This window comes from Anabaena sp. AL93, assembly GCF_001672085.1.
Taxonomy (GTDB): Bacteria; Cyanobacteriota; Cyanobacteriia; order Cyanobacteriales; family Nostocaceae; genus Dolichospermum; species Dolichospermum heterosporum.
The window spans coordinates 1-14,676 of the sequence record NZ_LJOU01000074.1; the positions used below are offsets into that span (position 1 = coordinate 1).

Below are 14,676 nucleotides of genomic sequence, written 5' to 3' on the forward strand. Positions count from 1 at the left end.
AGACATATTTGAATCTACTAAGTCTTGGGGTGAAAGCATAATCAATTTATTAGATTGGATGCATAATGGACTTTCGTATTTTCCCAAAAGTATAGGAACAATGATTAGATGGTTTGGTGAAGTCGTAGGTTATTTTGATGGCAGAACTACGAGTGGTACTGTTGAAGGAATTAATAATAAACTCAAATTAATCAAAAGACTTGGATATGGCTTTCGTAACTTTAGTAATTTCCGATTACGTAGTTTATTAAACTGGCACTTTAGTATTAATTCTCCATAAAAGAGACGCAAGAGCCAAAGATCCTAACTATGGGATGATATTTCGTTATGCAAGTGCTAATTCTGGTTTAGTGATGAATTCTCGTTTAGGTAAAAGCGAGGATGGTTTTAGAGGGGACATGAATCTAGAATTTAAATTTTAGCTAAAGCAGCAAGAAGCCCCACGTCTCACTCTTAGAGGTTGTTTTAAAAGTATTAGATGAAACCGATAATCTCCAGAAACCTAACCCCCCTTCCCCCCTTCCCTACGAGGGAATGGGGGCGCTAATAAAATCCGCATTTATTAGACATCTTCGGTAAAGATTGTAGAGACGTTCCATGGAACGTCTCTACAGGGGTTTCATGCCACGCATATTTAATTTTCGGAGATGTCTAATCTAAAACTGGTACAGGAAATGAAAGGTTAACACTGTTTATTACAGAACCAAAGGTAGAAACTGGAGTTGTATTAACATTAAAATTGACATCTCCACTAGAAACAGGATTTTTAGAAGGTAGAACTACATTAATGTTAGATACAGTTCCTGATGTCGTAGTCGCCGCCGGAATAGCAATAGATGTACTTCCTGTCCCTGTGGAAATTTGAGGTGAATTACTGCCTTCTTTAATCACAGAAACAAAGCTAGGAGTTGTATTACCTGGTGTAGCGTTGATGCTAAAAGTAGTTGGTAGCTGAAATACTAATGGGGTTTCAATGGTTGGGTTAGGAACTGCAATGGTTGGCTTAGGAACTGTAATGGTTGGCTTAGGAACTGTAATGGTTGGCTTAGGAACTGTAGTGGTTGGTAATTTGATGGTGGGAATAATTTGCGCCTGAACAGTTTCAGGTATTAAGGTTGATAGCAGGATAGTTAAGATCAACCCCTGGACTTTAAGACTAGTAATAGATTTGATTTTAATTGTCATGGCATTTAATCCTTTATTTACAAATATTGGTTTAACTTCTATGCAAATATTTGTCATACTTTGCTAAATATTTTCTGCATAAAAAAAGAATTTGGTAAAAGGTAAGAAATTACCAATTACCAATTAAGTAGTGAGACAGAATTAATTAAGTAGTGAGACAGAATTAATTACACAATGTTATTGGGAATGGAACGAAGTGAAATGAAGCAATCGCAAGGGTTGTGATTGCTTCCCTTCGCTCGCAATGACTGTAAATATTTTTGTCCAATTACTTACACAATGTCATTGTGTTAGCGTAGCGTGGCGTTAGCCATAGGGAACGAAGTGAAATCGAGCAATCGCCAGGGTTGTGATTGCTTCCCTTCGCTCGCAATGACTGTAAATATTTTTGTCCAATTACTTACCCAAAATTACGCTTTCTTTAACCAGCTAAACATGGCACGTAAATCTTTACCAACTGCTTCAATAGGATGTTCTGCTTCCTGACGACGCATAGCAGTAAAACCAGGTTTACCAGCTTGGTTTTCCAAGACAAATTCCCGCGCAAATTGTCCAGATTGGATTTCGCTGAGGATTTTCTTCATTTCCGCTTTAGTTTGGGCGGTGACAACGCGAGGACCGCGAGTATAATCACCATATTCGGCAGTATTAGAAATACTATCGCGCATGGTGGCTAAACCACCTTCTACGACTAAATCAACGATTAATTTGACTTCGTGCAGACATTCAAAATAAGCGAGTTCTGGTTGATAACCTGCTTCTACTAGGGTTTCAAAACCGGCTTTGATTAAAGCACTCAAACCACCACACAATACTGCTTGTTCTCCAAACAAGTCGGTTTCGGTTTCTTCCCGGAAGGTAGTTTCCAAAATACCGGCGCGTGTACCACCAACACCTTTAGCATAGGCCATTGCGCGATCGCGTGCCTGACCAGTGGCATCTTGATAAACTGCAAATAACGCAGGTACACCTTGTCCTTGTTCGTAGGTACGACGCACTAAATGTCCAGGTCCTTTAGGCGCAACCATGACGACATCAACATCAGCAGGGGGTACAACCTGTGCAAAATGGATATTAAAACCATGTGCAAAAGCTAAAACGTTTCCGGCTTCTAAATTGGGTTCAATTTCGTTTTTGTAAATTGTTTTTTGGACTTCATCTGGTAATAAAATCATGATGAAATCAGCAGCTTTGGCAGCATCAGCCACATTTTTAACTGTCAAACCAGCAGCTTCGGCCTTAGCTGTGGACTTACTGCCGGGATATAATCCGACAATGACGTTTACACCGCTATCTTTGAGATTCAGCGCATGAGCATGACCTTGTGAACCATAACCAATAATAGCAACGGTTTTACCTTTTAAAAGGTCTAAATTAGCATCTTCATCATAATACATACGCGCCATAGAAGCATCTCCTGTTTATAAAGGCTGTCATGAAATTGGCAGACTTATGATTGTATCGCAAATCGGACTATCAGATCCCCGACTTCTTTGAGAAGTCGGGGATCTGTAGATACTTTTATTTTTTTTTCAGAAGTTCAAGATAAACAGAAATAATTGTGATAATTTTGATACAAATTTGTTAAGAATAGTTACAGCCCTGTAATGGAAGGAAATATTTTTTATGGTTGATCTAGCTGACAAGAAACCGGTTCATCAAGTCGTGATTATTGGTGGTGGTTTTGGTGGATTGTATGCCGCTAAGTCTATGGCTAAGGCTAATGTGCAAATCACGCTGATTGATAAACGCAATTTCCACCTCTTTCAACCACTGCTGTACCAAGTAGCCACAGGTGCTTTGTCCCCAGCGGATATTTCCTCTCCCTTGCGGGCTGTCCTCAGCAAGAGTAAGAATACTAAGGTGCTGTTGGGTGAGGTGAATGATATTGACGCTAACGCCCAAAAGGTGATGGTAGGCGCGGAATCTGTCCCCTACGATACTTTAATTGTGGCTACAGGGGCGAAGCATTCCTATTTTGGGAAGGATAACTGGGAAGAATTTGCACCGGGTTTAAAGACTGTAGAAGATGCCATTGAGATGCGTCGGCGGATATTTTCAGCATTTGAAGCGGCTGAAAGCGAAAGTGATCCGGTAAAACGCCAAGCTTTGTTAACTTTTGTAATTGTTGGTGGTGGTCCAACTGGGGTAGAATTGGCGGGAGCGATCGCTGAATTGGCAACTAAAACCCTGACAGAAGATTTCCGCAACATTGACACCTCAGAAACCAGAGTTTTATTGTTAGAAGGTTTAGATCGGATTCTTCCACCTTTTGCCCCCGAATTATCCCACACAGCGGAAACATCATTAAAGGCTTTGGGCGTAGATGTGCAAACCAAAACTTTGGTAACACATATTGAAAATGATATTGTGACGATTAAGCAAGGTGATGATGTCAAAGAAATTGCAGCAAAAACTGTGTTGTGGGCTGCGGGTGTGAAAGCCTCAGCAATGGGGAAAGTTTTGACAGAGAAGACGGGAGTTGAGAGCGATCGCGCTGGTCGTGTTATGGTTGAACCAGACTTAAGTATTAAAGGATTTCCCAACATCTTCGTAGTTGGTGACTTAGCAAATTTCGCCCATCAAAATGATAAACCTTTGCCGGGAGTTGCACCAGTCGCCATGCAGGAAGGCGAATATGTAGCTAAACTCATTCAAAAACGTTTGAAAGGTGAAACACTACCCCAATTCAAATATGTGGATAGAGGTAGTTTAGCAATGATTGGGCAACACGCCGCAGTTGTTGATTTAGGATTTATCAAACTCAGAGGTTTCTTGGCGTGGTTTGTTTGGTTATTTATTCATATTTACTTCTTGATTGAATTTGATAATAAGTTAGTTGTGATGATTCAATGGTTGTGGAGTTATTTTACCCGCAATCGTGGCGCGAGATTAATTACAGGTAATGAAACCATTGCCCCTGTACCAATTGTAAATAGTGATAATCACACGCCAGTTATCACAAAAAAGCCGTTAAATGTGTAGTTGGTAGTTTGTTCACTCGTTCCCAGTCTCCGACTGGGAATGCCCTCTAGAGGCTCTGCCTCCCATAATAACTTGAAATCAAAAACTTATAGTGTGTACGAAAGATTAGGTGATGATGGTTTGACAACTTGGCATCCAGCATTTTTAGCCTTGGGTGAAACTTTCGTCTCATTCCCAGTCTCTGACTGGGAATGAATTCTAGAAAGCTCTGCCTTCAATGATATTAGAGGCAGAGCCTCACAACTGCATTCCTAGTCAGAGACTAGGAACGAGATGTGGTAGGGATTTGAGCTTAAGTTGACACATATCAGCTTTTGCTTTACCCCTACTACACATCTGGGTTCTTTGTCATTTGGCAAAAGTTTAAATCTCACCCGTGTTTAGTATACAAGGCTTGAAAATAGTTTATTCACTTACGCCGTACTGTGCTAGTTATTCAGTCATCTGAAGATGACTTCTGCTATGAGACTGGGAATTCATTCCCAGTCGGGTTATTTTCTCCTCAAATTAACGGCTGATAAATATCCTCAGAAGCCGGATTAAGATAGGGATGCTGCACATCAATCAAATTTCTGGCAAAGTGTTGGTTAATTAATTCTATTCTTTCTTCTAAAGCATTTTTACCCTTTTGCCAAGATTCTAACAGCGCATTGGCAACAATTTGACAACGGTTCATCCCAAAACTTTCTTGAGGAGCAAATTTTTGATTTGGTTCTTCGGCTAACCCTAATCCCGGTGCTAAAAATTTTGTAAATAAGGGAATTTCTGGCTGAAAGTAAGCTTGATGTTTTTGATAAATATCTTGAAGAATATTCCGAATTGTGGGGTAATCTTGGCGGTTAAAATGCAGCACACCTCCATCATAACGCTGATATGCTGCGGGATTATAAAGAACTTGGAAACTAAAGGCAATTGCCACATTATTCAAGGCTTTGGTTAAGCTATCCATGAGGACAATTGCCCCGGATGATGTCACATGAAAATAAATTCGTCCTCCTCCTAAATCAGTATTTTGGGGAGATTGATTTTCTATTGCTGTATTACTTACTGCCACATAACAGCCATTTTGCAAGCGATTTTTAGGCATCCATATTGCTATTAATTCCCCCACTTTAGGGGACTTTTTCCGGGGTTGCAGATGACATTCTGGCTCAATATATAAGGTTAATCCATCCTTATTTACAGCCATACTACCATCAGGTTCAATTCTCAAAATCTGCCAATCTGGTTCATAATGACCTGTACCATGATTGCTATGATGTAGTTGTTCATAGAATTCTTCATCTACACCTAAACTATTATTTTCTAGGAAATTTATCTGAGATTGACAATTACTGTTTGTGGCTAAGACTGTTTGTAGTGAACCATTGTAATAAATACCATAGAGGAAATTTCTCAACAGTATATTCAAATATTTCTGTTTTAAAGAAGGTGAGTTTTGTTGAAACCTGTTTGCTATATTTGTGGGTAAGGCAAAAGGTTGATAATTGGGATGGTAAATACAAAAATTAGGTTCAATCTGGATATTATTGGCAATATCGAATAATGAATTGAGAATTTGATTGGTAGAGTCATCAAGCATTAATTTGTTTTGCACCTCAAATTTTCGGAAAATATATGGGAAATATCAGGTTTAGATGAGGCTGTATGGCATAATATTTCCAAGAAAATCGACCGCAGATAAACGCAGATAAACGCGGATAAGAAGGGATGAGTTCATGGATTTTATGATTCTGTTTAGCCTCACAATATGATGGAATCATTATTACTAACAACCGCGTAGACGAGTTTTTTCGTAATAAAGACGCACTAATTGTTGTTCTTTATGGGGTTGAGGAAGTTTCTGGAGTGTGGGGACAGATTGGAGGATTTCTGCGGCGGAGATGCCAAAAATCGTCAATACTGCCTGTTCTGGCACTGTTAAGAGGCTTTTAGCAACTTCGAGCATACACAGATTACTATTATCAAAGGATTTTTGGGATTCGATTCTGTGTTGAATTTGTTGAATTAATGCTAAACCTGCAAACTTAATTACCCGCAGAATGAAGTCTTGATGATATTCTAAAATCATGGGAAAAGCATCAAGATAAGCCTGAATTAAAGCTAAGATTGAAGGCTGTATTGCTTCTAGAGGAATCATGGCTAAATTTAAAGATTCTTCTAGGTCTAATGTTGGATCTACTACTAGGCTAGACAGCCACACGCCTAAATAACTGGCTAATAAGTTTCCTAAATCAAAAGCTGGATCTCCCCAACCGCAAGCTTCCCAGTCAATTAATTTTGTCAAGCAGTTATCTAGCTGTTCCCATCGAGAATGAACTAGAATGTTGCTTAATTGTAGATCATTGTGAGTTAAACAAGATGGTTTCCAATCATAAGCTAGGTCAGCGATCGCTGATTCTAAACTTTCGTAACGCTGATACAGGAGATGAAATTGTAGTGCTTCGGTGGGAATTGTCCCAAATGTGTCTGGATTTATTGAGGGTATACCTTGAGCAGGATTGTAAAAATTATAGCGAAACTGTCCTGCGGGGGCAGTGGACATAAAATCACGATACTCACGTTTATTAAACGTGGCTCGGTGTAATCCTGCTAACGTATTACCAATCGCGCTGGCGATCGCTGTGGGGAACATACTACTCTGTTGATAAAATTTTCCTAACTCCACATATTCGCTGAAGTAGCTCCGCACCAGAATAGAATTCTCTTCATCAAAATGTAACAATGATAATGCGATCGCTCCAATATTACCAATCACTGGAAATTGCTGTAATAGTTGATGAAACAGCCATTCATTAAAGAGTTCATGGCAATTTTGCTCATTATTAATGTGACGTTCTTGTTTAATTAGCAGTTGGCGATTATCTGCCAGTATTACCAGTAAATTCCCATTTTTCTTGCTATTTTCTGGCAATACAGATTTATATGCAGCGCCATCTTCCGCGCTACACAGCCCTGCCTTGTGCAGATACTGGATAACATTTTGAGAAGACAGTGATAACAACATGAATTATTTCCTAGTTATTTAAATGGCTAAAGAATTACCGCAGTCAATATTGAGGTGGCTGTAGCAGTTCTTAAGTTAATGGTAAAAAATTTACGAACCATTGCTACTATCTACTAATATCCCATTTGTGTCAGAAAGACCTGCCAAAATGGCAATATTAGCTATTTTTTTACTTTCAAGTCTACGGAAGAAACTATAAAATCTTTACAATATCTGTAGTAGAGCTTTGCACCTTGAATCAAACATTACTGTTGCCAAAATAATTGCTGGTACATATCCAGTGAAAACAACGGTTACTTACATTTGTCAGTGATCCATGTTTCCTGTATGTATGTTAGCAATTTATCCTGACAATCAGTATTAGTTTACTTTTGTCCCCAATCCCCTCTAGTATAATATATAAATGGCTACACTTGTATTCCTGTAGGTATAAGAGTCAGGAGTCCAGGAGGTAGGAGCGCACGCTTCGCTATCAGGAGTATGGCTAACGCCACGCTACGCTATCAGGAGGTAGGGGCGCAGGGCCTGCGCCCATTCAGGAGTTCAGGAGAAAGAATTGGAGGGAGGCAAGAATAATATAAATTAGACACAAGTAATAGGACAGAATTAATTACACAATTGATTTTTCTGTTCCCTGTTCCCTTTTAACCAGTTGATTGATGGATCATCTACCAATGCTGACGGCAAATACTATATCTTATACAGCGGTGCAACTTTTACAACGCCAAGCTGCCTCTCTTTTACTGTACCAATCTGTCCTAGACAGCGACGTAGGCAGAGCGTTTCTGAATTTATTACAAACCATCCGTTATACTGATGCAGATGGGCGAGATTGCCTCCAGGCTTACGGTAGTTATTTCCAAGCTTTAGCCAACAGTCATCAAACCTGGGAAGAATATCTGATTCAGCAAATTCTGACTGCGGATAATCCTTTTAGCAAATTGGCACAACGAGAGGAGTTTAGGCAATTACCCTCGGCTTTAGTAGTGGCTGTGCAACATGATTTGCAAATATTACAAAGTTTATATGAATGTAATAGTGCAGTTTTAAGTGAGTGGGTACAAATGGCGACGCATTTACCGATTTCTCCTGTGGTTTGGTATCGAGAACCGGAAACCCTAGCAGGAGAAACGGGTTTAATGGTATCTCTTCCCCTGTTGGCAAATTGGGGTGATGCAGTAGCAGATTTAGCCGCTTATTATCAGCAATATGGAACTGGTTCATTTGCCCAATATAGAGCTTTCCGTTGGCAAAGTGGGCAGTTAGTTGGTATTACTTGTCCTGATGCGGTAAAACTGTCTACATTGGTGGGTTACGAGTGGCAAAAAGATGCTTTAGTCAAAAACACAGAGTTCTTATTGTCAGGCGAAACTGCATTGCACGTTTTACTGTATGGTAGTCGTGGTTCAGGTAAGTCTTCTTTAGTTAAATCTTTATTAAATGAATATAGTCATCGAAACTTGCGCTTAATAGAAGTTTCTAAGTCAGAATTGCCAGATTTACCAAAAATTGTCGAATTGTTGCGAGGTGTTCCCCAAAAATTTATTATTTTTGTAGATGATCTTTCCTTTGAAGAAGATGATAATAGTTTTAAAGCAATGAAAGTTGTTTTAGAGGGAAATGTAACTGCCAGACCGGAAAATGTAGTTGTATATGCTACGTCTAACCGTCGCCATTTAATCCGGGAATATTTTACTGATAGACCAGCCCCCAAGGATAACAATGAAGTTCATGGTTGGGATACAATGCAAGAAAAGTTGTCTTTTAGCGATCGCTTTGGTCTAACATTAACTTTTGAAGCCGCAGATCAAAAAACCTATTTACAAATAGTCCAGCACCTAGCAGCAAATATTAATATTTCTCCCGAAGATTTAGAATACAAAGCTTTACAATGGGCAACCCGTCATAATGGCCGTTCTGGCAGAACCGCAAGGCAGTTTATTGACTTTTTAAAGGCAGATTTAGCTGTATTTGGTGAAAATGTGAGGAATAATGACGTTAATTACTAATAATTCTAACAACTTGGCTACCATAAAACCTAGTAAGATACAACCAACTATAGTTAGTCATCGAGTCGTACTAGGAATAACCGCTTTTAGTGTCAGTTTTGGTTTAAGTCTTGTTCCTAATTGGGATATTTCTAGAGCCTTTTTTACGGGAATAATTACGGTATTAGCTACTTATGCAGCCGCATTTCTCGTTGATAAACGGCGAAGAAATGATGAGTGGAAAATGATTGGTTCTCTCCAAAGACGGATTCGAGATATAGAAGGGTTAAAATCGCGTATTCTCAAAGAAATACACCAATTAGAAGAATATAGAAATTTATTGTATGCAGAAACTCAGCAGTTAGAAAACCAAATTGGAGATTGTCGTAGTCAAAGAGATAGTTTACATCGAGATATCGGGACATTTGCGGCTCAAAAAAAGCAAATTGAAGCCGAAATTTATAATCTTAAAAATGAATTTGCACATTTAGAAAATAGTAATATAGAACTAAATAATAGTTGCAATAATTTGATTGCAGAAAAGCGACGATTAGAACTAAATTGTCACGCCTCCCGTGCTGAAATCAACCAAATTCAACCTCAAATTGATACAATCAAACAGCAGAAAAAAGAATTAGAAAATGATGTAATTTTGTTAGAAAGACTTAAACCACAACTAGAAGAAAAGCTTTATGAACTACGAATAGAAATTCAAAATCAAGAACTGGAAATTACTAAACAAAATAATCTACTAGTAGAAACAGGTATAACTAGAAATAATCTGGAAAATACGCTCAAATCATTACAGAATAAGACATTAGAACAAAAAACGGAAGTTAATCAACTACAAAATCAAATTTCTGTCTTACAAGATGAACGGGATTTATTACAAAATCAAGTTTGGGAATTACTTCAACAAGTGGAAACAATCAATCCCTCAACATTGCCCGATAATGAAGAAAATAATTTAGATTTGTTTCCTTTTGATGAATTATTAGAACCATTAGATCCAATAAAGGGGAAACATGATCACACCGAAAATTTACCAGCAAAATGGAATAATTTTTTCAACCATCTCCCCGGTTATGAAATTCAGGTTTTGAAAGCCATACTGGAACAAGACAACCCCAAAGCTACTATTAAAGAAATTGCTGAAGCTAATATTACTATGCCCAATCTTTTGATTGATGCTATTAATGAAATAGCTAGTAATACGATTGGTGAATTAATTATTGAAACCAATACTGAAGTTCCTGAAATTGTTGAAGAACATTTATTAAATGTGAAAACAATGATTACTAAATATTCAGAAATCAGTTACAGCAGAATTCAGGAGTAAACCTGGCTTTGTGTATAGGTTTCAATTGAGATTTTGTACCTAAAAATGATTTAAGGCAGAGTCTTTGAGAATTCATTCCCATACAGAGTATGGGAACGAGAGAAATGAGAAATTGAGAACCGGACAAGGTAATCACAATATTAATTGATCGTGAAATTCAGATTTTTGGGCGCAGGCCCTGCGCCCCTACTTTTGCTATGATGCTGCTTAGACATCAATTAAAATGTTGCCTGCTTCCACTTTAATAGGATAGGTTGGTAAGGTTTTTTCCGAGGAAACCATTGACAGCAATTTACCAACTACGGGTGGGAAGGGACACCAAGTTTTTACTTCTCCATTACCCAAGTCAAATGCACTGCGGTGGAAGGGACAAACTATCGCCCCATCTTCAATTTTTCCTTTCTTCAAAGACATTTTTAAGTGAGGGCAGGTATCATCTACAGCATAAAGCTGATTTTCGTGGTTTAAGAGTAAGATCTTGCGATCGCCCACTTTGACTACTTCCCGCGCACCAGCAGCCAGTGCGTTAGCAGCTAAAACTTGAGTCCAAGCCATGAGATTCTCCTTATTTTCAATAGACCTGTTCTTAGTTTCTCGCAATTGTGTCTTATGCGATCGCTAATAAGTACCTGTGCAAAATTTATTGAACATTTTCAAAATCACTAAACCCATCAATTTTGTAGGGGGCCAACCCCTGTGGTTGCCCCAAATACAGGGGTAGGCACGGGGGCGCTACCCCTACATTAAATTCAAATCTTGTATAACCAGAGCCAGTAGGGGCGCAGGGCCTGCGCCCAAAAATCTGACTGCGCCCAAAAGTCTGACTGCCCCCAGAAGAGTACCTAAAATTGAGAAATTTAGATTTAGGCAAACTCAATCGTGTTGACAAAATCTAAAATAGCTTTTCTCATTTTCTTCGCCTCTTCCTTCACAGAACGAGATATTTCACCATTTAAAAAGCTGCGTTGACTACTAACTATATACAAACATTCATTATTGACAAAAGACAGCAATCCTCTATAGGCATCTAATCTTATGCCATTATTGCCATTAGTTTCCTGCTTGGATATAGTTGAACCTTGAGGCATATTTACTAATACATAGTAATAAGTTTCTAAAGTATCTTGCCAATATTCTTTATATTTCACTTCCGCCGTAGGAACATGAGAAATAATGGCTTGAGGGACATATTTATCCACCAAAACTCTATGCAGATATACCTCATCTTCTTGGGATTCTAGATCATCAATTTCTTCTAGGGAGAGAGGATAATAATCAATTCTGAGTAAAGTCCCAGTATCGTCCGAAAAACTCACCATTCCTTCCTCAGTTTGCAGTGTTCCTCCCTGTTCAGAATTTACAGGAATAGGAACTATAAAGTTACCCAAAGGTGATTGATAAAATTGTTCACCATCTTCATTGAAAATAACTGCTTCATATTCTTCCTCGACATATTCCTCCTCATCCCCAGCTTCTATTGAGGCAATTATCTCTTTGATAATTTCTTCTGCTTCTTCATCATCCAGTTCTAAAGCTATTTGTAGTTGTTTCAGAAAAACCTTTTTATTTGCCGGGATAATTAAATTTTCCGCATCTAAAAGCATAATCACTCCAGCCGCAAAACCATCTAAAACTGCCTCACCAGAAATCGCCGCATTAGCAGCATTAAACAAAGAACCTAATCCCACCTCTCCGGCAATTTCTATGAGTCTATCCACCGTTTCTAGCATTTCTTCTTCTGAGTATTCATCAAATATCTCAAACTCCCAAAGAATATCAGCTAAACTTTCGGCATCTATGTCTTCACTGCCGGAATCAACTATTGTTGTAATTACAGCGATTGCCGCTACCGCTTCTTGTGCATTTAATGATTCTTTGATCGTCTCTTTCGATTTGAAAATATAATCATACTTTGTCATAACTTCTATCTCCTCAATTAATTTGTTGTTTGTACTCAATTACTAGGTTGAGAAATCCGGGTTTCAATATCTTCCAATGTCCGCAATAATAGGCGATTTGCCTGTAATTGCCAACCCCATTTCTGAATCCTAAAGGCTGCTACAGTCCCCCCAATAGCTGCTAATAAGCCAATGGGTTGATTCAGGGAAATACCCAATAACAAACCCAAACCAGCAATTCCCCAAAATGGCAAAGCTACGGTTTGTCTTTGCTCTTCCACAATTTCTGCAATTTTACCAGATGGTATTGTAGCTAATAATGTCGCTTTTAGTTGCCTCTGTTCTGCTAATGGTACTGATAGACTAATCTTGCGGCGGAGTTTTTCCATTTTGCGGGCATCAGTGCTATACTCCGTAAGTTCATCTTCTGCCATTTTTAGCAGTCGTTCTAATTGTGACATAGTAGATTAAGTTTTTTGACTGTATTAGAGCTATTATTCTATATTTGTGGACAACAAGATCCCCGACTTCTTAGAGAAGTCGGGGATCTAACTCGAAAAACCCCTGAAGAACATCATGAAAAAAACTTGGTTTCGATTAGGCATAATAAGCATATTTCTACTTTCCTTGAGCTTACGTTTTTGGGGACTAAGCCGATTTAATACTTTAGTATTTGATGAAGTTTATTTTGCTAAATTTGGTAACAACTATCTGACCCATACACCATTTTTTAATGCTCATCCACCATTAAGTCAATATCTGATTGGGTTAGGGATTTGGATGAGTCAATACATTCCTATTGGTCGAGATACTGTCAATAGTCTCACAGATTCTTTATTATCTCCTTGGAATTATCGGTGGGTAAATGCGCTCACTGGTTCATTAATTCCCGTAATCGTGACTTTATTAACTTATCAATTTAGTTATCGTCATCGGTTTGCTTTGTTAGCAGGATTTTTTACAGCCTGTGATGGATTATTTTTAGTAGAATCTCGTTATGCTTTAAGTAATGTTTATATAGTTATCTTTGGTTTACTCGGACAATGGTTATTATTGTTGGCATTAGATCAGCAAAAACAAAACCGTTGGTTGTGGTTAATTCTCTCTGGTATTAGTTTTGGTGCTTCTATTGGTACAAAATGGAATGGTTTATGGTTTTTAGCGGGTGCTTATGGTGTATGGATAGCAGCCTGGATAATTCGCTGGTTGCAATATGAAGATCATCCATCTCGTAGTCCATTATTTTCTTGTTTACGGTTTTTTAATTCTGCCAATGATTCCCCAACGGATACTATAAAATCACCCTTGCAAAATCTGACAAAAATAAATATTTGGCAAATGGGTTCTTATTTAGGAATTATTCCCGCAGTTATTTATAGTCTGATTTGGATTCCTCACCTCCAACTAGATAAAAGATATGGATTTATTGAAGTTCATAAACAAATTTTACACTTTCATCTGCAATTAGGTGGTAATAGTCCTAGCGTTCATCCTTATTGTGCTGCATGGTATAAATGGCCATTGTTAACTCGACCAATGGCTTATTATTATCAAACTGCTCAAAGTACCAAGGATTCCTTACCTGTATTTGGACCGCCCTTACCTGATGGTGCTGGTAAAGTAATTTATGATGTTCATGCTATGGGGAATCCTTTTCTATGGTGGTTTGGTTTAGCTGCAATGATCTTTCTAATTGGTATGGTAATCATCACAATTACGATGCCGATAATTGAAAAAAAGCGGTTATTTATCCCGAAAAATCTCGGCGTTGATACTTGGATTGGCTTATTTTTAGTCATAAATTATGGGGCTAATCTCCTCCCTTGGGTGGAGGTAACAAGGTGTGTTTTTATCTATCATTATATGTCTGCGGTTGTATTTACATTTATAGCGATCGCTTGGGTTGTTGATCAATGTCTGCTGAGTTATTATCGGCAAATTCGGGCAGTAGGTGTGACTATAACTTTTATCATTGTCGCTGCTTTCATTTTTTGGATGCCTATTTATCTAGGTTTACCTATCTCTCCTGATGGTTATAGAATGCGGATGTGGTTTAGTTCTTGGATTTGATAGAAATTTCTTAATATATATACACAAATCCTGTAGCTTCAATCATGTAAATTTTTACATTTCTTATCTATATATTTGGTGACAGCTAGTTCTTCTGTGTAAGAATATTAGGTAAGGGCAACTATAACTGTGGGCTTTGCCACTATCAGAGGTACTGAATCGAAAAGAATTTTTATAGGTGTGAGGAGTTTAGATTAAACCTAC

At 38.2% G+C, this 14,676-nt stretch carries 12 protein-coding genes; 5 read left to right on the forward strand and 7 right to left on the reverse strand.

Annotated features, from left to right (window positions below):
• A partial coding sequence (locus AN486_RS18445; RefSeq protein WP_290601601.1) for a transposase occupies nt 1–280 on the forward strand: 280 nt, incomplete at its 5' end.
• A gap of 371 nt (nt 281–651) precedes the next feature.
• Here AN486_RS18445 and AN486_RS18450 read toward each other — a convergent pair.
• Nucleotides 652–1,242 carry a hypothetical protein gene (locus tag AN486_RS18450; protein WP_290601954.1) on the reverse strand — a complete coding sequence of 197 codons (591 nt, stop codon included), beginning with the start codon at nt 1,240–1,242 and terminating at the stop codon, nt 652–654.
• Nucleotides 1,243–1,595: 353 nt separating this feature from the next.
• Nucleotides 1,596–2,591, reverse strand: a complete 996-nt coding sequence (gene ilvC, locus AN486_RS18455) for a ketol-acid reductoisomerase (protein ID WP_053537531.1) — start codon at nt 2,589–2,591, stop codon at nt 1,596–1,598.
• A 220-nt stretch (nt 2,592–2,811) separates the two neighbouring features.
• On the opposite strand from ilvC, the gene AN486_RS18460 reads away from it, so the two are divergent.
• Nucleotides 2,812–4,170 (forward strand): NAD(P)/FAD-dependent oxidoreductase, encoded by a 1,359-nt coding sequence (locus AN486_RS18460; protein ID WP_290601955.1) that lies wholly within the window; start codon nt 2,812–2,814, stop codon nt 4,168–4,170.
• Between the two features lie 502 nt (nt 4,171–4,672).
• On the opposite strand, the gene AN486_RS18465 is transcribed toward AN486_RS18460, so the two are convergent.
• On the reverse strand, nt 4,673–5,752 hold the full coding sequence (locus tag AN486_RS18465) for a T3SS effector HopA1 family protein (protein WP_053537533.1): 1,080 nt from the start codon (nt 5,750–5,752) through the stop codon (nt 4,673–4,675).
• 186 nt (nt 5,753–5,938) lie between these two features.
• Nucleotides 5,939–7,177, reverse strand: coding sequence for an aminoglycoside phosphotransferase family protein (locus AN486_RS18470; RefSeq protein ID WP_039205325.1), 1,239 nt, complete (start codon nt 7,175–7,177; stop codon nt 5,939–5,941).
• A 659-nt stretch (nt 7,178–7,836) separates the two neighbouring features.
• Between AN486_RS18470 and AN486_RS18475 the strand changes: the two genes are divergently transcribed.
• Together AN486_RS18475 and AN486_RS18480 are read left to right on the forward strand one after the other, a co-directional pair.
• A complete protein-coding gene (locus tag AN486_RS18475; protein ID WP_190382141.1) occupies nt 7,837–9,186 on the forward strand; it encodes an ATP-binding protein in 1,350 nt (449 codons plus the stop codon).
• Nucleotides 9,170–10,504, forward strand: coding sequence for a tellurite resistance TerB C-terminal domain-containing protein (locus AN486_RS18480; RefSeq protein ID WP_053537534.1), 1,335 nt, complete (start codon nt 9,170–9,172; stop codon nt 10,502–10,504). The genes AN486_RS18475 and AN486_RS18480 overlap by 17 nt, the downstream gene beginning before the upstream one ends.
• A 207-nt stretch (nt 10,505–10,711) precedes the next feature.
• On the opposite strand, the gene AN486_RS18485 is transcribed toward AN486_RS18480, so the two are convergent.
• The 3 genes from AN486_RS18485 to AN486_RS18495 all read right to left on the reverse strand — a co-directional run bounded on the left by AN486_RS18485 (nt 10,712) and on the right by AN486_RS18495 (nt 12,863).
• Nucleotides 10,712–11,059 (reverse strand): Rieske (2Fe-2S) protein, encoded by a 348-nt coding sequence (locus AN486_RS18485; protein ID WP_027403443.1) that lies wholly within the window; start codon nt 11,057–11,059, stop codon nt 10,712–10,714.
• Between the two features lie 308 nt (nt 11,060–11,367).
• On the reverse strand, nt 11,368–12,423 hold the full coding sequence (locus tag AN486_RS18490) for a tellurite resistance TerB family protein (protein WP_190382139.1): 1,056 nt from the start codon (nt 12,421–12,423) through the stop codon (nt 11,368–11,370).
• A 35-nt stretch (nt 12,424–12,458) separates the two neighbouring features.
• Entirely contained in the window at nt 12,459–12,863 is a 405-nt protein-coding gene (locus AN486_RS18495) for a hypothetical protein (RefSeq protein ID WP_027403445.1), read from the reverse strand.
• A gap of 115 nt (nt 12,864–12,978) precedes the next feature.
• Here AN486_RS18495 and AN486_RS18500 point away from each other — a divergent pair, with 115 nt between their 5' ends.
• A complete protein-coding gene (locus AN486_RS18500; RefSeq protein WP_053537536.1) occupies nt 12,979–14,472 on the forward strand; it encodes a phospholipid carrier-dependent glycosyltransferase in 1,494 nt (497 codons plus the stop codon).
• The last annotated feature ends 204 nt before the right edge of the window (nt 14,473–14,676 follow it).